We start from the raw sequence: 20,698 nt of genomic DNA, 5'->3' as shown, positions 1-20,698 counted from the left end.
CATCCGTCGGGCGCAGCACTTTCGGGGAAGTAACGATGAAGATGCGACGACTCTTGGGCGCAGGTGCCGCACTGGTACTGGCGATCAGCTCCACCCTGGCCAGCGCCGAAACCAAAACCCTGAGCATTGGTTATGTCGACGGCTGGTCCGACAGCGTCGCGACCACCCATGTGGCGGCCGAAGTGATCAAGCAGAAACTCGGTTATGACGTGAAGCTGCAAGCGGTGGCGACCGGGATCATGTGGCAGGGCGTGGCCACCGGCAAGCTCGATGCAATGCTTTCGGCCTGGCTGCCGGTGACTCACGGTGACTACTGGACGAAGAACAAGGACCAAGTGGTCGACTACGGCCCGAACTTCAAGGACGCCAAGATCGGCCTGATCGTGCCGGAGTACGTCAAGGCCAAGTCGCTGGAAGACCTCAAGACCGACGATTCCTTCAAGAAACGCATCGTCGGCATCGACGCCGGTTCAGGCGTGATGATCAAGACCGAACAGGCGATCAAGGACTACGACCTGACCGGTTATCAACTCAAGGCCAGTTCCGGCGCCGGCATGATCGCCGAGCTGACCCGTGCCGAGAAGAAACAAGAGTCCATCGCCGTCACCGGTTGGGTGCCGCACTGGATGTTCGCCAAGTGGAAACTGCGTTTCCTGGAAGATCCGAAGGGTGTCTACGGCGCGGCTGAAACCGTAAACAGCATCGGCAGCAAAGGCCTGGAAGCCAAGGCGCCGGAAGTGGTCGAGTTCCTGAAGAAGTTCCAGTGGGCCTCGAAAGACGAAATCGGCGAAGTCATGTTGGCAATCCAGGAAGGCGCCAAGCCGGACGCCGCCGCCAAGGATTGGGTTGTCAAGCACCCGGACCGCGTGAAGGAATGGACCGGCAAGTAATCGGCCTGGTCTGACTGTTCCGAAAAACCGCATGAGTTGTTCATGCGGTTTTTTTGTGCCCGTGATTCTTCAATTCGACGCACCCCTGTGGGAGCGAGCCTGCTCGCGAAGCGATCTGCCAGCTGACCCTGCATTTGACCCGCAAGCAGCTTTCGCGAGCAGGCTCGCTCCCACAGGGGCAGGGGCAATTGCGAAAATATCCGGGAAACTGGCAAAACCGTCATGTCGTTCTAATACTAAGGTCGTCTGGAACCTGGCCTTGAGCCGCATAGAGTAGGCTCGTTCCAACTTAAATCTGTGCTGCGAGGATAAAAACAATGAACGACAGCATTTACCTCTCGATACAAAACAGCCCGCGCTTCAAGGAGCTGGTGAGTAAAAGGGAAAAGTTCGCCTGGATTCTCTCGGCGATCATGCTAGGGCTTTACTCGGGATTCATCCTTCTGATTGCCTACGGGCCGCATATTCTCGGCGCCAAGATCACGCCTGAGGGAACGATCACCTGGGGCATTCCCATCGGGATCGGCCTGATTCTCTCGGCTTTTGTCCTGACCGGCATTTACGTACGACGCGCCAATGGCGAGTTCGACGACCTGAACAATGCGATTCTCAAGGAGGCTCAGCAATGATCCGGCGTCTACTGGCTCTTTTGAGCATCGCTGCGTTCGCACCGAGCGTCTGGGCGGCTGATGCCGTGGCGGGGGCTGTGCAGAAACAGCCCCTCAACGTCGCGGCTATCCTGATGTTCGTGGCCTTCGTCGGCGCGACTCTGTACATCACCTACTGGGCGTCCAAGAAAAACAACTCGGCGGCCGACTACTATGCGGCTGGCGGCAAGATCACCGGCTTCCAGAACGGCCTGGCGATTGCCGGCGACTACATGTCGGCGGCGTCCTTCCTGGGTATTTCCGCGCTGGTGTTCACGTCCGGTTATGACGGCCTGATCTACTCCATCGGCTTCCTGGTGGGCTGGCCGATCATTCTGTTCCTGATCGCCGAGCGTCTGCGCAACCTGGGTAAATACACCTTCGCCGACGTGGCGTCCTATCGCCTCGGGCAAACCCAGATCCGCAGCCTGTCGGCTTGCGGTTCGCTGGTGGTGGTGGCGTTCTACCTGATCGCGCAAATGGTCGGTGCCGGCAAGCTGATCCAGCTGCTGTTCGGCCTGGACTACCACGTTGCGGTGATCCTGGTCGGTATCCTGATGTGCCTCTACGTGCTGTTCGGCGGTATGCTGGCCACCACCTGGGTACAGATCATCAAGGCCGTGCTGTTGCTGTCGGGTGCTTCGTTCATGGCGCTGATGGTGATGAAGCACGTCAACTTCGACTTCAACATGCTGTTTGCCGAAGCGGTCAAGGTTCACCCTAAAGGTGAAGCGATCATGAGTCCTGGCGGCCTGGTGAAGGATCCGATCTCGGCCTTCTCCCTCGGCCTGGCGCTGATGTTCGGTACCGCTGGCCTGCCACATATCCTGATGCGCTTCTTCACCGTGAGCGACGCCAAGGAAGCTCGCAAGAGCGTGCTGTATGCCACCGGCTTCATCGGCTACTTCTACATCCTGACCTTCATCATCGGCTTCGGCGCGATCCTGCTGGTCAGCACCAACCCGGCCTTCAAGGACGCGGCAGGTGCCTTGCTGGGCGGCAACAACATGGCGGCGGTGCATCTGTCCAACGCGGTTGGCGGCAGCATCTTCCTGGGCTTCATCTCGGCGGTGGCGTTCGCGACCATCCTGGCGGTGGTAGCGGGGCTGACCCTGGCCGGTGCCTCGGCGGTGTCCCATGACCTGTACGCCAGCGTGATCAAGAAAGGCAAGGCCAACGAGAAGGATGAGATTCGGGTTTCGAAAATCACCACCATCTGTCTGGCGGTGCTGGCGATCGGCCTGGGTATCCTGTTCGAGAAGCAGAACATCGCGTTCATGGTGGGCCTGGCGTTCTCCATCGCGGCGAGCTGCAACTTCCCGGTACTGCTGCTTTCGATGTACTGGAAGAAACTGACCACCCGTGGCGCGATGATCGGCGGCTGGCTGGGCCTGGTCAGTGCCGTGGGCCTGATGGTGCTCGGTCCGACCATCTGGGTGCAGATCATGGGTCACGAGAAGGCGATCTTCCCGTACGAATACCCAGCGCTGTTCTCGATGGCCATTGCGTTCGTCGGCATCTGGTTCTTCTCCATCACCGACAAGTCGGCTGAAGGTGCAAACGAGCGGGCGCTGTTCTTCCCGCAATTCGTGCGTTCGCAGACTGGCCTGGGGGCGAGTGGGGCGGTGAATCACTGAGGCAGCTGCAAGTTGAAAGCTTCAAGTTGAAGCGTTGTGTTTGAAGAAATACCCCGGTCGAGAGGCCGGGGTATTTTTTTGCATGTGATGTTTGCGTTGTCTGTGAGGACGCCTTCGCGAGCAGGCTCGCTCCCACAGTGGTATGCGATCCTTGTGGGAGCGAGCCTGCTCGCGAAGAGGCCGGTCCTGACACTAAGCTTTTTGAAGGCATAAACAAAACAGCCCCTGCTCTTTATAAGAAGCAGGGGCTGTTCCGGTGCAGCTTGAGACTTACTGCAAGGCAGGCCTTACTTGCGGTCTTCCAGCTTGGTGATGTCACGCGACTCGTAGCCGGTGTACAGCTGCCGCGGGCGGCCGATCTTGTACGGGCTGGAGAGCATTTCCTTCCAGTGGGAGATCCAGCCGACGGTCCGCGCCAGGGCGAAGATCACGGTGAACATGCTGGTCGGGATGCCGATCGCCTTGAGGATGATCCCCGAGTAGAAGTCGACGTTCGGGTAGAGCGAGCGCTCGATGAAGTACGGGTCGGTCAGGGCGATCTCTTCCAGGCGCATGGCCAGTTCGAGTTGCGGATCGTTCTTGATTCCCAGTTCCTTGAGCACTTCGTCGCAGGTCTGCTTCATGACGGTGGCGCGTGGGTCGCGGTTCTTGTAGACCCGATGACCGAAGCCCATCAGCTTGAATGGATCGTTCTTGTCCTTGGCCTTGGCGATGAACTTGTCGATGTTCGAGACATCGCCGATTTCATCGAGCATGGTCAGTACCGCTTCGTTGGCACCGCCGTGGGCCGGGCCCCAGAGTGCAGCGATACCGGCGGCGATACAGGCGAACGGGTTGGCACCCGACGAACCGGCCAGGCGCACGGTGGACGTGGAGGCGTTCTGCTCGTGGTCGGCATGGAGGATGAAGATCCGGTCCATGGCCTTGGCGAGCACCGGGCTGATCGGTTTGATCTCGCACGGGGTGTTGAACATCATATGCAGGAAGTTCTCTGCATAGGTCAGGTCGTTGCGCGGGTACATCATGGGCTGGCCCATGGAGTACTTGTAGACCATGGCTGCCAGGGTCGGCATCTTCGCCACCAGGCGGATCGCGGAGATTTCGCGATGCTGGGGGTTATTGATGTCCAGGGAGTCGTGGTAGAAGGCCGAAAGGGCGCCGACAACGCCGCACATGACGGCCATCGGGTGGGCATCGCGACGGAAACCGTTGAAGAAGGTCTTCAACTGTTCATGAACCATGGTGTGGTTCTTCACGGTACTGACGAACTGGGCCTTTTGCTCTGCGGTTGGCAGCTCGCCGTTGAGCAGCAGGTAGCAGGTTTCCAGGTAGTCCGATTTTTCAGCCAGTTGCTCGATCGGGTAGCCGCGGTGCAGCAGGATGCCGTTGTCGCCGTCGATATAGGTGATTTTCGACTCGCACGAGGCGGTCGACATGAAACCTGGGTCAAAGGTGAAACGGCCCGTGGCCGTCAGGCCCCGTACGTCGATTACATCGGGACCAACGGTGCCGGTTAAAATGGGCAGCTCGACGGGGGCTGCGCCCTCGATGATCAACTGCGCTTTTTTGTCAGCCATGTGGCCTCCTATTAATGCTTGGAATCATCAGACAGACCCCCCACGCAGGGCCCGCACCACTATAGTGAGATAAATCCGAATGTCAATTTGCCTAAAGTCTTGCTCCAGAAGGCTTTAACCGGACTTTTTCCGCGAAATTGCCTGCCGTTTACGCCTTTTGCCCCGCATGTGCAATGCGCTATTAGGGGAAGGTGAACGCGTTGTCATTAGTAGCCTAACTGTCTATACTCGGCCACCGACCGCCAGGGGCTTTTGGGCCTGCTTTCTTGGGGGTCGTCACTCCCTGGGTGGTGAGTACCTGACCAGTGCGCGCCCCAACAACTTTGCCCTGATTGTTAGGGGCTCTTCAGTGTGAAAAAAGCCGTGAAAAGCCAACGACCTGTAAACCTAGACCTTAGAACCATCAAAATCCCCATTACAGCCGTCACGTCGTTCACTCATCGTGTCTCCGGCATCATTCTGTTTCTTGGCCTTGTGATCATGCTTTATGCATTGAGCAAGTCGCTGGAGTCCGCCGAAGGGTTTGCCGAGGTGAAGGCGTACATGACCAGCCCCTTGGCCAAGTTCATAGCTTGGGCCCTGCTGTCGGCGTTGCTCTATCACATGGTGGCCGGCGTGCGCCATCTGATGATGGACATGGGCATCGGCGAGACGCTAGAGGGTGGCAAGCTGGGCTCGAAGATAATTATTGCCGTATCCGCGGTACTGATCGTTTTGGCAGGAGTATGGATATGGTAACTAATGTCACGAACCTCTCGCGTTCGGGTCTGTACGACTGGATGGCTCAGCGGGTGTCTGCGGTCGTTCTCGCGGCTTATTTCATCTTCCTGATTGGATATCTCATTGCAAATCCTGGCATTGGCTACGACCAGTGGCACGCGCTGTTTGCAAATAACTGGATGCGTATTTTCAGCCTCCTGACTCTTGTTGCGCTAGGGGCTCACGCCTGGGTTGGGATGTGGACCGTCGCGACCGACTATCTAACGCCTATGGCGCTTGGCAAGTCTGCGACTGTAGTGCGTTTCCTCTTCCAGGCGGTATGCGGCGTTGCGATGTTCGCTTACTTCGTCTGGGGTGTGCAGATTCTCTGGGGTATCTGATTCATGGCTAACATTCCAACGATTTCTTTCGACGCCATCATCATTGGTGGTGGCGGTGCCGGCATGCGCGCAGCGCTGCAACTGGCACAGGGCGGTCACAAGACTGCCGTGATCACCAAGGTTTTCCCGACCCGTTCGCACACTGTTTCCGCCCAGGGTGGCATCACTTGCGCCATCGCTTCGGCCGACCCGAACGATGACTGGCGCTGGCACATGTACGATACCGTCAAGGGTTCCGACTACATCGGTGACCAGGACGCTATCGAATACATGTGTCAGGAAGGCCCGGCTGCTGTTTACGAGCTGGACCACATGGGCATGCCGTTCTCGCGTACCGAACAGGGCCGTATCTACCAGCGTCCGTTCGGCGGCCAGTCCAAGGACTACGGCAAGGGCGGCCAGGCTGCACGCACTTGCGCTGCGTCCGACCGTACCGGTCACGCACTGCTGCACACCCTTTATCAGGGCAACCTGAAAGCCGGTACCGTGTTTCTGAACGAGTACTACGCTGTCGACCTGGTGAAGAACCAGGACGGCGCCTTCGTCGGCGTGATCGCGATCTGCATCGAAACTGGCGAAACCACCTACATCCGCGCCAAGGCCACCGTGCTGGCGACCGGCGGTGCGGGCCGTATCTACGCGTCCACCACCAACGCCCTGATCAACACCGGTGACGGCGTCGGCATGGCCCTGCGTGCCGGCGTGCCGGTGCAGGACATCGAAATGTGGCAGTTCCACCCGACCGGCATCGCCGGCGCTGGTGTACTGGTCACCGAAGGCTGCCGTGGTGAAGGCGGTTACCTGATCAACAAGCACGGCGAGCGTTTCATGGAGCGTTATGCTCCGAACGCCAAGGACCTTGCCGGTCGTGACGTCGTGGCTCGTTCGATGGTTAAAGAGATCATTGCCGGTAACGGCTGTGGCCCGAACGGCGACCACGTGATGCTCAAGCTCGACCACCTCGGCGAAGAAGTGCTGCACAGCCGCTTGCCAGGTATCTGCGAACTGTCCAAGACCTTCGCTCACGTCGATCCAGTCGTTGCGCCGGTTCCAGTGGTTCCAACCTGCCACTATATGATGGGCGGCGTTGCCACCAACATTCATGGCCAGGCAATCACCCAGAACGCCGAAGGCGTGGACGAAATCATCCCTGGCCTGTTCGCAGTGGGTGAAGTGGCGTGCGTATCGGTGCACGGTGCCAACCGCCTGGGCGGCAACTCGCTGCTCGACCTGGTGGTATTCGGCCGCGCTGCCGGTCTGCACCTGGAAAAAGCGCTGACCGACGGTATCGAATACCGCGACGCCAGCGACACCGACATCGACGTGGCCCTCAAGCGTCTGGCCGGTCTCAACGAGCGTACCGAAGGCGAAGACGTCGCCACCCTGCGTCGCGAGCTGCAAAGCTGCATGCAGAACTACTTCGGTGTGTTCCGTACCGGCGAATACATGCAGAAGGGTATTGCCCAGCTGGCGCAATTGCGTGAACGAATCGCCAACGTGAAGATCAACGATAAGTCGCAGGCGTTCAACACTGCCCGTATCGAAGCGCTGGAACTGCAGAACCTGCTGGAAGTGGCCGAAGCCACCGCCATCGCGGCTGAAGTGCGTAAAGAGTCCCGTGGTGCCCATGCCCGCGAAGACTTCGAAGACCGTGACGACGAAAACTGGCTGTGCCACACCTTGTACTTCCCGGGTGAAAAACGCGTCGCCAAGCGTGCCGTGAACTTCTCGCCGAAGACTGTTCCGACTTTCGAACCTAAAGTCCGGACTTATTAAGGGTGACCGCTATGTTGCAAGTCAGTGTGTATCGCTACAACCCTGATCAGGACGCCGCGCCGTTCATGCAGGACTTCCAGGTCGATACCGGTGGTAAAGACCTGATGGTGCTGGACGTGCTGGCCTTGATCAAAGAGCAGGACGAAGGTTTTTCCTATCGTCGCTCGTGCCGCGAGGGCGTTTGCGGCTCCGACGGCATGAACATCAACGGCAAGAACGGCCTGGCCTGCATCACGCCGCTGTCGGCGGTAGTCAAGGGCAACAAGCTGATCGTTCGGCCGCTGCCAGGTCTGCCGGTCATCCGTGACCTGGTCGTCGATATGAGCATCTTCTACAAGCAATACGAGAAGGTGAAGCCATTCCTGCAGAACAACACGCCGGCTCCGGCCATCGAGCGTCTGCAGTCCCCTGAAGAGCGTGAAAAGCTCGACGGTCTGTACGAGTGCATCCTGTGCGCCTGCTGCTCGACCTCGTGCCCATCGTTCTGGTGGAACCCGGACAAATTCCTGGGCCCGGCCGCCCTGCTGCAAGCGTATCGCTTCCTGGCAGACAGCCGTGACACCAAGACGTCCGAGCGTCTGGCCGCACTGGATGACCCGTTCAGCGTATTCCGCTGCCGCGGGATCATGAACTGCGTCAACGTCTGCCCGAAAGGCCTGAACCCGACTAAGGCCATCGGTCACGTACGTAACATGCTGCTGCAAAACGGCGTGTGATTCAGCTGCTGTACCCGTAGAACCGCTGTACCCGTAAAGGCGAGGGCGTGGGCTTCAACCCACGTCCTGGCTATAACCAGAGCAGCCACTCACAAAGCGGCCGTTCTTATTTTGAAGAAATGAGACAAGCAGGGGCATCCGGGCTGGTACCCGGACTATCAGCGTGATCCTAAGTGGCTTGTTTTAGTCGCTGCACTCGGACTTCTGCAAGTTTGCTCGGTGTTTTCGCCGGTGGTGTTCCCCTAATCGAGGGTGACCAAGCATGCAAGAAAGCGTGATGCAGCGCATGTGGAACAGTGCCCACCTCTCCGGTGGTAACGCTGCCTATGTGGAAGAGCTCTACGAGCTCTACCTGCACGACCCTAACGCTGTGCCAGAAGAATGGCGCACCTACTTTCAGAAGTTGCCGGCTGACGGTAACTCTGCCACCGATGTTTCGCACTCGACGATTCGCGATCATTTCGTGCTGCTGGCAAAGAACCAGCGCCGCGCCCAACCGGTGTCTGCCGGCAGCGTGAGCTCCGAGCATGAGAAGAAGCAAGTTGAAGTACTGCGACTGATCCAGGCCTACCGGATGCGCGGCCACCAGGCAGCCCAGCTGGACCCGCTGGGGCTGTGGCAGCGTCCTGCACCTGCAGACCTGTCGATCACTCATTACGGCTTGACCAATGCCGATCTTGATACGACCTTCCGTGCCGGCGACCTGTTCATCGGCAAAGAGGAAGCGAGCCTACGCGAAATTCACGAAGCGTTGCAGCAGACATATTGCCGCACCATCGGCGCTGAATTCACGCACATCACCGATTCCGAGCAGCGCCAGTGGTTCCAGCAGCGTCTGGAAAGCGTTCGTGGCCGTCCGACGTACTCCGCCGACATCAAGAGCCACTTGCTCGAGCGCGTCACCGCCGGTGAAGGTCTGGAGAAATACCTGGGTACCAAATACCCGGGCACCAAACGTTTCGGCCTGGAAGGCGGCGAAAGCCTGATTCCGATGCTCGACGAGCTGATCCAGCGTTCCGGCTCCTACGGTACCAAGGAAGTCGTCATCGGCATGGCCCACCGTGGTCGCCTGAACGTACTGGTCAATACCTTCGGCAAGAACCCGCGCGAGCTGTTCGACGAGTTCGAAGGCAAGAAGAAGGTCGAGCTGGGTTCCGGTGACGTGAAATACCACCAGGGCTTCTCGTCCAACGTGATGACCACCGGTGGCGAAGTCCACCTGGCCATGGCCTTCAACCCGTCCCACCTGGAAATCGTTTCCCCGGTGGTCGAGGGTTCGGTCCGTGCCCGCCAGGATCGTCGCAACGACCCGACCGGTGAAAAGGTCCTGCCGATTTCCATCCACGGTGACGCGGCATTCGCCGGTCAGGGCGTGGTCATGGAAACCTTCCAGATGTCGCAGACCCGCGGCTTCAAGACTGGCGGTACGGTTCACATCGTCATCAACAACCAGGTCGGTTTCACCATCAGCAACCCGCTGGACTCGCGTTCCACCGAGTACGCTACCGACGTCGCGAAAATGATCCAGGCGCCGATTCTCCATGTGAATGGTGATGACCCGGAAGCCGTGCTCTTCGTGACCCAGCTGGCCATCGACTACCGCATGCAGTACAAGCGCGACGTGGTGATCGACCTGGTCTGCTACCGTCGTCGCGGCCACAACGAGGCCGACGAGCCAAGCGGTACCCAGCCACTGATGTACCAGCAGATCGCCAAGCAGCGCACCACCCGCGAGCTGTACGCCGATCGCCTGACCCAGAGCGGTGTTCTGGATGCCGCACGTATCCAGGAAAAAGTCGATGAATATCGCAACGCCCTGGATAACGGCCTGCACGTTGTAAAAAGCCTGGTCAAGGAACCGAACAAGGAACTGTTCGTGGACTGGCGTCCTTACCTGGGTCACGCCTGGACCGCGCGTCACGACACGCGCTTCGACCTCAAGACCTTGCAGGAACTGTCGGCCAAGCTGCTGGAAATCCCGGAAGGCTTCGTGGTCCAGCGCCAGGTTGCGAAGATCTACGAAGACCGCCAGAAGATGCAAGCCGGCGGCCTGCCGATCAACTGGGGTTACGCCGAAACCATGGCGTACGCGACCCTGGCGTTCGAAGGTCACCCGATTCGCATCACCGGCCAGGACGTAGGCCGCGGTACTTTCTCGCACCGCCACGCGGCGCTGCACAACCAGAAAGACGCCAGCACCTACATCCCGCTGCAACACCTGTACAAAGGCCAGCCACGTTTCGACCTGTACGATTCGCTGCTGTCCGAGGAAGCCGTCCTGGCGTTCGAATATGGCTATTCCACCACCGAGCCGAATGCGCTGGTGATCTGGGAAGCCCAGTTCGGCGACTTCGCCAACGGTGCCCAGGTGGTGGTCGACCAGTTCATCACCAGCGGCGAGCACAAGTGGGGTCGTCTCTGCGGCCTGACCATGCTGCTGCCACACGGTTATGAAGGGCAGGGGCCGGAGCACTCTTCGGCACGTCTGGAGCGTTACCTGCAACTGTGCGCCGAGCACAACGTCCAGGTTTGCGTACCGACGACCCCGGCGCAGATCTACCACCTGCTGCGTCGCCAGGTCATCCGTCCGCTGCGCAAGCCGCTGATCGTGCTGACGCCCAAGTCGCTGTTGCGCCACAAGCTGGCGATTTCCACGCTCGAAGACCTGGCCGAAGGCTCCTTCCAGACCGTTATCTCGGAAATCGATACCCTGGACGCGGCGAAGGTGACTCGCCTGATCCTGTGCAGCGGCAAGGTCTACTACGATCTGCTGGAAAAACGTCGTGCCGAAGGCCGCGAAGACATCGCCATCGTGCGTATCGAGCAGCTTTACCCGTTCCCGGAAGACGACCTGATGGAGGCCATTGCGCCTTACACCAACCTCACCCACGTGGTGTGGTGTCAGGAAGAACCGATGAACCAGGGCGCGTGGTACAGCAGCCAGCATCACCTGCGTCGCAGCATTGGCAACCATAACAAGGCCCTGGGCCTGGAGTACGCCGGTCGTGATGCTTCTGCCGCCCCTGCGTGTGGTTATGCGTCGATGCACGCCGAGCAGCAGGAAAAACTGCTGCAAGATGCCTTCACTGTTTAACGCCTTCGTGCTGACTGAAACCGAATTTTAAGGACCCACAGATAATGGCTATCGAAATCAAAGCCCCGTCATTCCCGGAATCGGTTGCCGATGGCACCGTTGCCACCTGGCACAAGAAACCAGGCGAGGCCGTCAAGCGTGACGACCTGATCGTCGACATCGAGACCGACAAGGTCGTGCTGGAAGTATTGGCCGAAGCCGACGGCGTGCTGGGCGCAATCATTGCCGAAGAGGGCGCCACCGTTCTGTCGAACCAGGTCCTGGGCTCGATCGAAGAGGGCGGCGCTGCCGCCGCCGCTCCAGCCGCTGCTGCTGCACCGGCTGCCGCTCAGGCCGCTGCTCCTGCTGCATCGGGCGAAGACGATCCAGTCGCTGCCCCTGCTGCTCGCAAGCTGGCTGAAGAGAACGGTATCAACATCGCTTCCGTTGCCGGCACCGGCAAGGGTGGTCGCGTGACCAAGGAAGACGTGGTTGCAGCTGTTGCCGCCAAGAAAGCCGCACCGGCCGCAGCACCAGCCAAGCCTGCCGCGCCTGCCGCTTCCGCACCAGTGTTCGCTGCCGGCGACCGTGTGGAAAAACGCGTTCCGATGACCCGCCTGCGTGCCAAGGTTGCCGAGCGTCTGGTCGAAGCCCAGTCGAACATGGCGATGCTGACCACTTTCAACGAAGTCGACATGACCGAAGTCATGGCCCTGCGTTCGAAGTACAAGGATCTGTTCGAGAAGTCCCACAACGGCGTACGCCTGGGCTTCATGTCGTTCTTCGTCAAGGCTGCCACCGAAGCGCTGAAACGCTTCCCGGCCGTCAACGCGTCGATCGACGGTTCCGACATCGTCTACCACGGCTACGCCGACATCGGTGTCGCGGTCTCCAGCGACCGTGGCCTGGTGGTTCCGGTACTGCGCAACGCCGAACTGATGAGCCTGGCCGAAATCGAAGGCGGCATCGCCACCTTCGGCAAGAAGGCCCGTGACGGCAAGCTGTCCATCGAAGAGATGACCGGCGGTACGTTCACCATCACCAACGGTGGTACATTCGGTTCGATGATGTCGACCCCGATCGTCAACCCGCCACAGGCGGCTATCCTCGGCATGCACAACATTCTGCAGCGTCCGATGGCGATCAATGGTCAAGTCGTGATTCGTCCGATGATGTACCTGGCACTGTCCTACGATCACCGCCTGATCGACGGCAAAGAAGCCGTGACGTTCCTGGTAACCATCAAGAACCTGCTTGAAGATCCGGCTCGTCTGCTGCTGGATATCTGATTTTCGCCGCGAGGGCCGGTCTGTTGACCGGCCTCTTGCTGAAACAACCGGTTTCGTCCCTCGACGGTCACCACAAGTGACCGTCCGGTTTGATTCGAAAAGGAATGACTCATGACTCAGAAATTCGACGTGGTAGTGATTGGTGCGGGCCCTGGCGGCTACGTAGCGGCCATCAAGGCTGCGCAACTGGGCCTTACCACTGCCTGCATCGAGAAATACACCGACAAGGAAGGCAAGCAAGCCTTGGGCGGTACTTGCCTGAACGTCGGTTGCATTCCTTCCAAGGCGCTGCTGGACAGCTCCTGGAAATACAAGGAAGCGAAAGAAAGCTTCAACGTTCACGGTATCTCTACCGGTGAAGTGAAAATGGACGTCGCCGCGATGGTTGGCCGCAAGGCCGGCATCGTCAAGAACCTGACCAGCGGTGTTGCCACCCTGTTCAAGGCCAACGGCGTGACTTCCATCGAAGGCCACGGCAAGCTGCTGCTGGGCAAGAAAGTCGAAGTGACCAAGCCGGACGGCTCGGTTGAAGTGATCGAAGCCGAAAACGTCATCCTGGCGCCAGGCTCGCGTCCGATCGACATCCCGCCGGCTCCGGTCGACCAGAATGTCACCGTCGACTCCACCGGTGCCCTGGAATTCCAGACCGTGCCAAAACGCCTGGGCGTGATCGGCGCTGGCGTGATCGGCCTGGAGCTGGGTTCGGTATGGTCGCGCCTGGGCGCTGAAGTGACCGTGCTCGAAGCCCTCGACACCTTCCTGATGGCCGCCGACACCGCGGTTTCCAAGGAAGCGCTGAAGACCCTGACCAAGCAAGGCCTGGACATCAAGCTGGGCGCTCGCGTGACCGGCTCCAAGGTCAACGGCGAAGAAGTCGTGGTCAACTACACCGACGCCAACGGCGAACAGACCATCACGTTCGACAAGCTGATCGTAGCGGTCGGCCGTCGTCCGGTGACGACTGACCTGCTGGCCGCCGATTGCGGCGTGGAAATCGACGAGCGCGGCTTCATCGCGGTCGATGACCATTGCGCAACCGCCGTACCGGGCGTCTTCGCCATCGGTGACGTGGTTCGCGGCATGATGCTTGCGCACAAGGCGTCCGAAGAAGGGATCATGGTTGTCGAGCGCATCAAGGGCCACAAGGCCCAGATGAACTACGACCTGATCCCATCGGTTATCTACACCCACCCGGAAATCGCATGGGTCGGTAAAACCGAGCAGGCCTTGAAAGCCGAAGGCGTTGAAGTTAACGTCGGCACCTTCCCGTTCGCCGCCAGCGGCCGCGCCATGGCAGCCAACGACACCGGCGGTTTCGTGAAAGTCATCGCCGACGCCAAGACCGACCGCGTATTGGGCGTTCACGTCATTGGCCCAAGCGCTGCCGAGCTGGTACAGCAAGGCGCGATCGGTATGGAATTCGGCACCAGCGCTGAAGACCTGGGCATGATGGTCTTCTCCCATCCGACCCTGTCCGAAGCCTTGCACGAAGCGGCCCTGGCCGTGAATGGCGGCGCCATCCACGTGGCCAACCGCAAGAAGCGTTAACGGATAATAAGAAACCACGGCGGTGCGGCCCGTCGCGAGCCTTGCGTGCAAGACTCACCGCGGAATGTCCGCTGGACGCAGTCTTGCGTAGCGGCACCGGTTAACCGGAACGCTACGCAAGCAGCAGTCACAGGTGGTGCGGCACCACAACGGTGCAGCACCGAATGCGCAGTACCTAACGAAGACGGTAATAAGCATGAATCTTCACGAGTATCAGGGTAAGCAGCTGTTCGCTGAGTACGGCCTGCCAGTATCCACCGGTTACGCGGTAGACACCCCGGAAGCGGCAGCAGAAGCTTGCGACAAGATCGGCGGCAGCGAATGGGTTGTCAAAGCCCAGGTTCACGCCGGTGGTCGCGGTAAAGCGGGCGGCGTCAAGCTGGTTCGCAGCAAAGAAGACGCCAAAGCCTTCGCGCAGCAGTGGCTGGGCAAGCGTCTGGTGACTTACCAGACTGACGCCAACGGTCAGCCAGTCACCAAGATCCTGGTTGAATCGTGCACTGATATCGCTAAAGAGCTGTACCTGGGCGCTGTCGTTGACCGTTCGAGCCGTCGTATCGTGTTCATGGCTTCCACCGAAGGTGGCGTGGACATCGAGAAAATCGCTCACGACACCCCTGAGAAAATCCTCAAGGCCACCATCGATCCACTGGTTGGCGCACAGCCATTCCAGGGTCGCGAGCTGGCTTTCCAGCTGGGCCTGGAAGGCAAGCAGGTTGCCCAGTTCGCCAAGATCTTCGTGGGTCTGGCCAAACTGTTCCAGGATCACGATCTGGCCCTGCTGGAAGTGAACCCGCTGGTGATCAAGGCCGACGGCGATCTGCACTGCCTCGATGCCAAGATCAACATCGACGCCAACGCCATGTACCGTCAGCCTAAGCTGAAGACTTTCCACGATCCGTCGCAGGACGATCCGCGCGAAGCGCACGCTGCCAAGTTCGAACTGAACTACGTAGCGCTGGAAGGCAACATCGGCTGCATGGTCAACGGTGCCGGCCTGGCCATGGGTACCATGGACATCGTCAACCTGCATGGCGGCAAGCCAGCCAACTTCCTCGACGTGGGCGGCGGTGCTACCAAGGAACGCGTTACCGAAGCGTTCAAGATCATCCTGTCCGACTCCAACGTCGCTGCAGTACTGGTCAACATCTTCGGCGGCATCGTTCGCTGCGACATGATTGCCGAAGGCATCATTGGCGCCGTGAAAGAAGTCGGCGTGAAAATCCCGGTTGTTGTGCGCCTTGAAGGCAACAACGCTGAACTGGGCGCTAAAGTACTGGCAGAAAGCGGTTTGAACATCATCGCTGCTACCAGCCTGACCGACGCTGCTCAACAAGTCGTCAAAGCTGCGGAGGGCAAATAATGAGCGTCCTGATCAACAAAGACACCAAGGTTATCTGCCAGGGCATTACCGGTTCGCAAGGTAGCTTCCACACCCAGCAAGCCATCGAATACGGCACCCAGATGGTCGGCGGTGTAACGCCGGGCAAAGGCGGTACCGAGCACCTGGGCCTGCCAGTGTTCAACACCGTGAAAGACGCTGTAGCTGCCACTGGCGCCACCGCCAGCGTGATCTACGTTCCAGCTCCTTTCTGCAAGGACTCCATCCTGGAAGCAGCATTCGGCGGCATCAAGCTGATCGTTTGCATCACCGAAGGCATTCCTACCCTGGACATGCTGGATGCCAAGGTCAAGTGCGACGAACTGGGTGTTACCCTGATCGGCCCTAACTGCCCAGGCGTGATCACTCCAGGCGAATGCAAGATCGGCATCATGCCAGGTCACATTCACTTGCCAGGCAAGGTCGGTATCGTTTCCCGTTCCGGCACCCTGACCTACGAAGCCGTGAAGCAGACCACTGACGCCGGTTTCGGTCAGTCCACTTGCGTCGGCATCGGCGGTGACCCGATCCCAGGCTCCAACTTCATCGACATCCTGAAGCTGTTCCAGGAAGACCCGAAGACCGAAGCGATCGTCATGATCGGTGAGATCGGCGGTTCCGCTGAAGAAGAAGCCGCTGCCTACATCAAGGCAAACGTGACCAAGCCGGTCGTTTCCTACATCGCTGGTGTGACTGCCCCTGCGGGCAAGCGCATGGGCCATGCGGGTGCAATCATCTCCGGCGGCAAAGGCACTGCGGACGAGAAGTTCGCTGCGCTGCAAGACGCAGGCGTGAAAACCGTGCGTTCGCTGGCAGACATCGGCAAGGCCCTGGCCGAGCTGACTGGCTGGGAAATGAAGAAGTAAGCTTCGGCTGACCCTTCGTTCCAGCAACAAAGGCCACCTTCGGGTGGCCTTTGTCGTTTCTGGTTCGCTCTTGTGGCGAGGGAGCTTGCTCCCGCTCGGCTGCGTAGCAGTCGTAAACTGGACAGCGCATTTTTGTCTGCATAAATACAGGCGCCTGAATGAGGGCTGCTGCGCAGCCCAGCGGGAGCAAGCTCCCTTGCCACGGGGTGCATTGCTGCGGCCTGTTGGAAAAATAGATACGTAAATGCGACACAGCAATGTCGTGTATCGGATAGTTCGCCCTGTAACAGTGCGTTTTATCGCTAAATTCGTTAGGCTAGCAGCCATTTTGCGACCGCTGCCCACAAGGAAGCGACGCGCTAAACGGGTCGGTCTCATACGGATCGGCAGCATTTCCCTCACCCATAAGGGAAATCCCTCTCTAAATTCCGATTCAGTAGTGTGGTTTCCTTAATGAAAGTGTTGAAAGGCCAGGACATCCTGGCGCTTGGTTTCATGACATTTGCCCTGTTCGTCGGGGCCGGCAACATCATCTTCCCGCCTATCGTCGGTTTGCAGTCCGGGCCTCATGTCTGGATGGCGGCGCTGGGCTTTCTCATCACGGCGGTCGGGCTGCCGGTGATCACGGTCGTTGCGCTGGCCAAGGTCGGTGGCGCGATGGACGCCTTGAGCAGCCCCATCGGCAAGATCGCCGGTGGTTTGCTGGCAGCGGTGTGCTACCTGGCGGTCGGCCCGCTATTCGCCACCCCGCGAACCGCCACCGTATCGTTCGAAGTCGGCCTGGCACCGCTGACCGGCGAGAGCCCGTTGGCGTTGTTCCTGTACAGCGCGGTGTACTTTCTGGTGGTGTTCTTCATCTCGCTTTATCCGGGCCGCTTGCTGGACACCGTCGGGCGCTTTCTCGCGCCGCTGAAAATCATCGCCCTGGCGGTGCTGGGCATCGCCGCGTTTGCCTTGCCGGCGGGCGATATCGGCGTGGCGACTCCCGAATACGTGGCGGCGCCGTTTTCCCAAGGCTTCATCAATGGCTACCTGACCATGGATACCCTCGGTGCCTTGGTGTTCGGCATCGTCATCGTCAACGCCATCCGTTCCCGAGGGGTCGAGTCTCCGGCCTTGATCACCCGCTACGCCATCATCGCCGGGCTTATCGCCGGGGTGGGGCTGGCGCTGGTCTATGTCAGCCTGTTCCGCCTGGGTTCGGGCAGCCATGAAGTCGCCGCGGGCGCGACCAACGGCGCGGCCGTCCTGCATGCCTACGTGCAACATACCTTCGGCAGCCTGGGCAGCGGCTTCCTTGCGGTACTGATCTCCCTGGCGTGCCTGGTGACGGCGGTTGGCCTGACCTGCGCCTGCGCCGAGTACTTTAGCCGCGTCCTGCCGCTGTCCTACAAGACGCTGGTGATCATCCTGGCGGCGTTTTCGCTGCTGGTGTCCAACCTCGGGCTGACCAAGCTGATCGCTTTCTCGATTCCGGTCCTCACCGCGATCTATCCACCTTGCATCGCATTGGTCGCCCTGAGCTTCTGCAAAGACTTCTGGCATGAGCAGGGGCGGATCGTCGGCCCGGTCATGCTGGTGTCGTTCCTGTTCGGCTTGATCGACGCCCTCAAGGGCGCCGGGCTGGCGGATTGGCTGCCGACGCAGTTGGCCCACCTGCCGTTGAGCGACCAGGGCCTGGCCTGGCTGGTCCCTTCGGTCATGACCCTGGTGGTCGCGGTGGTCTGCGATCGACTGCTGGGCAAGCGCAGCGAAGCGTTGGCGTAAGCGGCTTCCAGCAGGCCCATCGGTAAAACGAAATGCCCCGTATCAATCGATGCGGGGCATTTTTTATTGGGACAGTGTCTTTTTCCGTGGACCTGTGGGAGCGAGCCTGCTCGCGAAAGCGCCCGAATTGCTGACATAGAAGTGAAAGTTATATCGCTATCGCGAGCAGGCTCGCTCCCACAGGGTTCGCTGATATTATTGCCGCAGGTTTTGTTTCATCACAGGGAACTGCATGTCATTCATCCAAGCCAACCTGATCCATCTGCTCGCCGCCGTCTGGTTCATCATCTGCTGGGCCGGCTATACCCGTTACGCCTCCTGGAAGGCCCGCGACACGGCGTGCCTGGCCAGCGTGATGCACCTGTACCGCGAAGACTGGATGCGTCGCATGCTGCTGCGCGACAACCGCATTGCCGATGCCAGCGTGATCGGCAACCTGGAGCGCAACGCGTCCTTCTTCGCCTCCAGCACGCTGATCATCCTGGCCGGTATCCTGACCGTGCTCGGGGCGTCTGACCGCGCGGTATCGCTGCTTGCGGACCTGCCGCTGGTACAACAGGCCTCCCAGGGCATGGCGGAAGTGAAGCTGCTGTGTCTTGCGCTGGTGTTCGTCTACGCGTTCTTCACGTTCAGCTGGTGCATGCGCCAATACAACTTCGCCGCGGTCCTGGTAGGTTCTGCGCCGATGATCGGCGAGCGGCATGTGTCCGAGCTGGAGCGCAAGGCCTTTGCTTCGAGGGCGGCGCGGGTCATTTCGATGGCGGCCAACCAGTTCAACTTCGGCTTGCGTGCCTATTATTTCGGCATGACCATGCTGGCATGGTTCGTCAGCCCCTGGCTGTTCATGCTGATGAGCGCCGGCGTGGTGTTTGTGTTGTATCAACGCGAGTTTCATTCGGATGTGCTGGACGTGATGGTCTACACGCCTACCGAAGCGCCGGTGCCCGAAACCGGCAAGGAAGCGGCTTGATCGCAGCTTTCTCAAATCGCAGGCAAAAGAAAACCCGCACCAGGCGGGTTTTCTTTTACCACTGAAACCGTATCAGTTGGTTTTAGGCGCGGTAGCAGGGGCTTGTTCCTGCTGGGCGGCACTGTTCGATTCAGACTGAGCTTTGGCAGCTTCGGCGTTTTCTTTCGCCGCGTCGTTCACTTTATCCTGTGCTTTGTTCATGTCTTGCTGAGCTTGTTCAGCGTGTTGGTTGGCATCTTGAGCCTTGTCCTCGGATTTTTTATCGCAGGCAGCGAGACCGAGGGAGGCGGCCAACATCAAGGCAATAGCAAAAGTCTTACGCATGGGGTGTTTCTCCTTATGGATATAACTACTGGCCTTTTGAGCGCGCCCCCTCGGGTTAAGTTCCTCTTTTGCTCTAGATATATAACTTTGCAGCGCAGCGGAACTTTATGTCCCACGGTGGTTGTTGGGCTTCTTCATACATAAGGGCATTAACACAAATGGCTGAGGATTCCGTTTTTGAGCGTGCGACACGCTTCTTATCCGCGCTAAGGCATTGCCAGGTGCTGGGTCTGACATTGCACAGCGCCAGTTCCGAAGGTTTGACCGTGATGTTGCCCTACAGCCCATCTATCGTTGGTAATCCGCTGACAGGCATCGTCCATGGCGGAGCGCTGACCACGCTGATGGATACCGCTTGCGGCATGTCGACCTTGTGCGTGCTGCCGCAATTCGAGGTCTGCCCGACCCTGGATCTGCGCATCGATTACATGCACGCGGCCATGCCTGATAAAGCCATCTATGGTTTCGCACAGTGCTATAGGGTCACGCCGGACGTGATTTTCAGCCGGGGTTTTGCCTACCAGGATGATCCCGGGCAACCCATCGCCCATGTGGTGGGCACTTTCATGCGCCTGGGCGATAGCGCTCGGGGAATGGGAAAGGGTGGCCTGACGGCTGCGGTGCAAAAGCCATGACCGATATCACCGTGGAACAATTGCGCCAGGCCTGCGAGCATGGCGACTACGCGCTGCTGCTGGCCTCGATCCCCTATGCGCGCCTCATCGGCGTCGAATGTTCTCGTCAGGGCGACGAGTTGCTGTTTTGCCTGCCGGCCAACAAGGACAACATTGGTAACCCTTTACTGCCCGCGATCCATGGCGGGGTGATTGCCGGTTTCATGGAGCTGTCGGCCGCCGTTCATCTGCTGATTGCGACCCGTGCGACCGGGGTGCCGAAGATCATCGATTTTTCCCTGGATTACCTGCGCGCCGGGCAGTTTCGTGACACCTATGCCCGGTGTCAGGTCTGGCGCCAGGGCCGGCGCGTGGCCAATGTGGCGATCACCGCCTGGCAGGAATCCGAAGCCGAACCGATTGCCACGGCTAGGGCCCATTTCAAGATCCCTGCACCCTCCAGGCCGACCGCCCCTTGAAATCATCACCGGTGCCCCCACCTTGTGGACATCCCGCCGCCAAT

General features: G+C 59.5%; 18 protein-coding genes. 16 read left to right on the top strand and 2 right to left on the bottom strand.

The window, feature by feature from the left end; translation table 11 throughout:
- The first annotated feature begins 35 nt into the window (after window positions 1-35).
- The 3 genes from J3P89_RS20925 to J3P89_RS20915 all read left to right on the top strand — a co-directional run bounded on the left by J3P89_RS20925 (window position 36) and on the right by J3P89_RS20915 (window position 3,174).
- Window positions 36-890, top strand: coding sequence for a glycine betaine ABC transporter substrate-binding protein (locus J3P89_RS20925; protein WP_434695531.1), 855 nt, complete (start codon window positions 36-38; stop codon window positions 888-890).
- A gap of 317 nt (window positions 891-1,207) precedes the next feature.
- On the top strand, window positions 1,208-1,519 hold the full coding sequence (locus J3P89_RS20920; RefSeq protein WP_305496111.1) for a DUF485 domain-containing protein: 312 nt from the start codon (window positions 1,208-1,210) through the stop codon (window positions 1,517-1,519).
- The gene (locus tag J3P89_RS20915) at window positions 1,516-3,174 is read left to right on the top strand and encodes a cation acetate symporter (RefSeq protein WP_434569409.1); all 1,659 of its coding nucleotides are present in this window, start codon (window positions 1,516-1,518) and stop codon (window positions 3,172-3,174) included. Before J3P89_RS20920 ends, J3P89_RS20915 begins: the two co-directional genes overlap by 4 nt.
- Window positions 3,175-3,461: 287 nt before the next feature.
- Here J3P89_RS20915 and gltA read toward each other — a convergent pair whose 3' ends face one another.
- Window positions 3,462-4,751, bottom strand: a complete 1,290-nt coding sequence (gene gltA, locus J3P89_RS20910) for a citrate synthase (RefSeq protein ID WP_003172803.1) — start codon at window positions 4,749-4,751, stop codon at window positions 3,462-3,464.
- Window positions 4,752-5,114: 363 nt separating this feature from the next.
- On the opposite strand from gltA, the gene sdhC reads away from it, so the two are divergent.
- The 11 genes from sdhC (at window position 5,115) to J3P89_RS20855 (ending at window position 19,237) form a co-directional block, all read left to right on the top strand.
- Window positions 5,115-5,489 (top strand): succinate dehydrogenase, cytochrome b556 subunit, encoded by a 375-nt coding sequence (gene sdhC / locus J3P89_RS20905; protein WP_053182236.1) that lies wholly within the window; start codon window positions 5,115-5,117, stop codon window positions 5,487-5,489.
- Window positions 5,483-5,851, top strand: a complete 369-nt coding sequence (gene sdhD / locus J3P89_RS20900) for a succinate dehydrogenase, hydrophobic membrane anchor protein (protein ID WP_053182233.1) — start codon at window positions 5,483-5,485, stop codon at window positions 5,849-5,851. The genes sdhC and sdhD overlap by 7 nt, the downstream gene beginning before the upstream one ends.
- Window positions 5,852-5,854: 3 nt before the next feature.
- Window positions 5,855-7,627 carry a succinate dehydrogenase flavoprotein subunit gene (gene sdhA, locus J3P89_RS20895; protein WP_434653260.1) on the top strand — a complete coding sequence of 591 codons (1,773 nt, stop codon included), beginning with the start codon at window positions 5,855-5,857 and terminating at the stop codon, window positions 7,625-7,627.
- A gap of 11 nt (window positions 7,628-7,638) precedes the next feature.
- Window positions 7,639-8,343: a succinate dehydrogenase iron-sulfur subunit gene (locus tag J3P89_RS20890; protein WP_434695530.1), complete on the top strand. Its 705-nt coding sequence runs from the start codon at window positions 7,639-7,641 to the stop codon at window positions 8,341-8,343.
- A gap of 262 nt (window positions 8,344-8,605) precedes the next feature.
- A complete protein-coding gene (locus J3P89_RS20885) occupies window positions 8,606-11,437 on the top strand; it encodes a 2-oxoglutarate dehydrogenase E1 component (RefSeq protein WP_434625240.1) in 2,832 nt (943 codons plus the stop codon).
- Window positions 11,438-11,481: 44 nt separating this feature from the next.
- Window positions 11,482-12,705: a 2-oxoglutarate dehydrogenase complex dihydrolipoyllysine-residue succinyltransferase gene (gene odhB / locus J3P89_RS20880; RefSeq protein ID WP_305496107.1), complete on the top strand. Its 1,224-nt coding sequence runs from the start codon at window positions 11,482-11,484 to the stop codon at window positions 12,703-12,705.
- A gap of 111 nt (window positions 12,706-12,816) precedes the next feature.
- Window positions 12,817-14,253 (top strand): dihydrolipoyl dehydrogenase, encoded by a 1,437-nt coding sequence (gene lpdA, locus J3P89_RS20875; protein ID WP_434695529.1) that lies wholly within the window; start codon window positions 12,817-12,819, stop codon window positions 14,251-14,253.
- 196 nt (window positions 14,254-14,449) lie between these two features.
- Window positions 14,450-15,616, top strand: coding sequence for an ADP-forming succinate--CoA ligase subunit beta (gene sucC / locus J3P89_RS20870; protein WP_305496105.1), 1,167 nt, complete (start codon window positions 14,450-14,452; stop codon window positions 15,614-15,616).
- Entirely contained in the window at window positions 15,616-16,500 is an 885-nt protein-coding gene (sucD, locus tag J3P89_RS20865; RefSeq protein ID WP_305496104.1) for a succinate--CoA ligase subunit alpha, read from the top strand. The genes sucC and sucD overlap by 1 nt, the downstream gene beginning before the upstream one ends.
- Window positions 16,501-16,953: 453 nt before the next feature.
- Window positions 16,954-18,267: a branched-chain amino acid transport system II carrier protein gene (brnQ, locus tag J3P89_RS20860; protein ID WP_305496103.1), complete on the top strand. Its 1,314-nt coding sequence runs from the start codon at window positions 16,954-16,956 to the stop codon at window positions 18,265-18,267.
- Window positions 18,268-18,499: 232 nt separating this feature from the next.
- On the top strand, window positions 18,500-19,237 hold the full coding sequence (locus tag J3P89_RS20855) for a DUF599 domain-containing protein (RefSeq protein ID WP_434603187.1): 738 nt from the start codon (window positions 18,500-18,502) through the stop codon (window positions 19,235-19,237).
- A 72-nt stretch (window positions 19,238-19,309) separates the two neighbouring features.
- On the opposite strand, the gene J3P89_RS20850 is transcribed toward J3P89_RS20855, so the two are convergent.
- Window positions 19,310-19,561 carry a hypothetical protein gene (locus tag J3P89_RS20850; RefSeq protein WP_030138335.1) on the bottom strand — a complete coding sequence of 84 codons (252 nt, stop codon included), beginning with the start codon at window positions 19,559-19,561 and terminating at the stop codon, window positions 19,310-19,312.
- 158 nt (window positions 19,562-19,719) lie between these two features.
- Between J3P89_RS20850 and J3P89_RS20845 the strand changes: the two genes are divergently transcribed.
- Together J3P89_RS20845 and J3P89_RS20840 are read left to right on the top strand one after the other, a co-directional pair.
- Entirely contained in the window at window positions 19,720-20,196 is a 477-nt protein-coding gene (locus J3P89_RS20845) for a PaaI family thioesterase (protein ID WP_434695528.1), read from the top strand.
- Window positions 20,193-20,654, top strand: coding sequence for a PaaI family thioesterase (locus J3P89_RS20840; RefSeq protein WP_434695527.1), 462 nt, complete (start codon window positions 20,193-20,195; stop codon window positions 20,652-20,654). The genes J3P89_RS20845 and J3P89_RS20840 overlap by 4 nt, the downstream gene beginning before the upstream one ends.
- Window positions 20,655-20,698: the final 44 nt, after the last annotated feature.

The organism is Pseudomonas sp. Z1-14 (assembly GCF_051132005.1).
Classification (GTDB): domain Bacteria; phylum Pseudomonadota; class Gammaproteobacteria; order Pseudomonadales; family Pseudomonadaceae; genus Aquipseudomonas.
The sequence above is the reverse complement of the archived record's forward strand: the minus strand, read 5'-3'. Positions and strand labels throughout refer to the sequence as shown.

Coding starts and splice junctions, on each gene's coding strand:
- J3P89_RS20925 (WP_434695531.1), top strand. CDS start 36: ATGAAGATGCGACGACTCTTGGGCGCAGGTGCCGCACTGGTACTGGCG.
- J3P89_RS20920 (WP_305496111.1), top strand. CDS start 1,208: ATGAACGACAGCATTTACCTCTCGATACAAAACAGCCCGCGCTTCAAG.
- J3P89_RS20915 (WP_434569409.1), top strand. CDS start 1,516: ATGATCCGGCGTCTACTGGCTCTTTTGAGCATCGCTGCGTTCGCACCG.
- gltA (WP_003172803.1), bottom strand. CDS start 4,751: ATGGCTGACAAAAAAGCGCAGTTGATCATCGAGGGCGCAGCCCCCGTC.
- sdhD (WP_053182233.1), top strand. CDS start 5,483: ATGGTAACTAATGTCACGAACCTCTCGCGTTCGGGTCTGTACGACTGG.
- sdhA (WP_434653260.1), top strand. CDS start 5,855: ATGGCTAACATTCCAACGATTTCTTTCGACGCCATCATCATTGGTGGT.
- J3P89_RS20890 (WP_434695530.1), top strand. CDS start 7,639: ATGTTGCAAGTCAGTGTGTATCGCTACAACCCTGATCAGGACGCCGCG.
- J3P89_RS20885 (WP_434625240.1), top strand. CDS start 8,606: ATGCAAGAAAGCGTGATGCAGCGCATGTGGAACAGTGCCCACCTCTCC.
- odhB (WP_305496107.1), top strand. CDS start 11,482: ATGGCTATCGAAATCAAAGCCCCGTCATTCCCGGAATCGGTTGCCGAT.
- lpdA (WP_434695529.1), top strand. CDS start 12,817: ATGACTCAGAAATTCGACGTGGTAGTGATTGGTGCGGGCCCTGGCGGC.
- sucC (WP_305496105.1), top strand. CDS start 14,450: ATGAATCTTCACGAGTATCAGGGTAAGCAGCTGTTCGCTGAGTACGGC.
- sucD (WP_305496104.1), top strand. CDS start 15,616: ATGAGCGTCCTGATCAACAAAGACACCAAGGTTATCTGCCAGGGCATT.
- brnQ (WP_305496103.1), top strand. CDS start 16,954: ATGAAAGTGTTGAAAGGCCAGGACATCCTGGCGCTTGGTTTCATGACA.
- J3P89_RS20855 (WP_434603187.1), top strand. CDS start 18,500: ATGTCATTCATCCAAGCCAACCTGATCCATCTGCTCGCCGCCGTCTGG.
- J3P89_RS20850 (WP_030138335.1), bottom strand. CDS start 19,561: ATGCGTAAGACTTTTGCTATTGCCTTGATGTTGGCCGCCTCCCTCGGT.
- J3P89_RS20845 (WP_434695528.1), top strand. CDS start 19,720: ATGGCTGAGGATTCCGTTTTTGAGCGTGCGACACGCTTCTTATCCGCG.
- J3P89_RS20840 (WP_434695527.1), top strand. CDS start 20,193: ATGACCGATATCACCGTGGAACAATTGCGCCAGGCCTGCGAGCATGGC.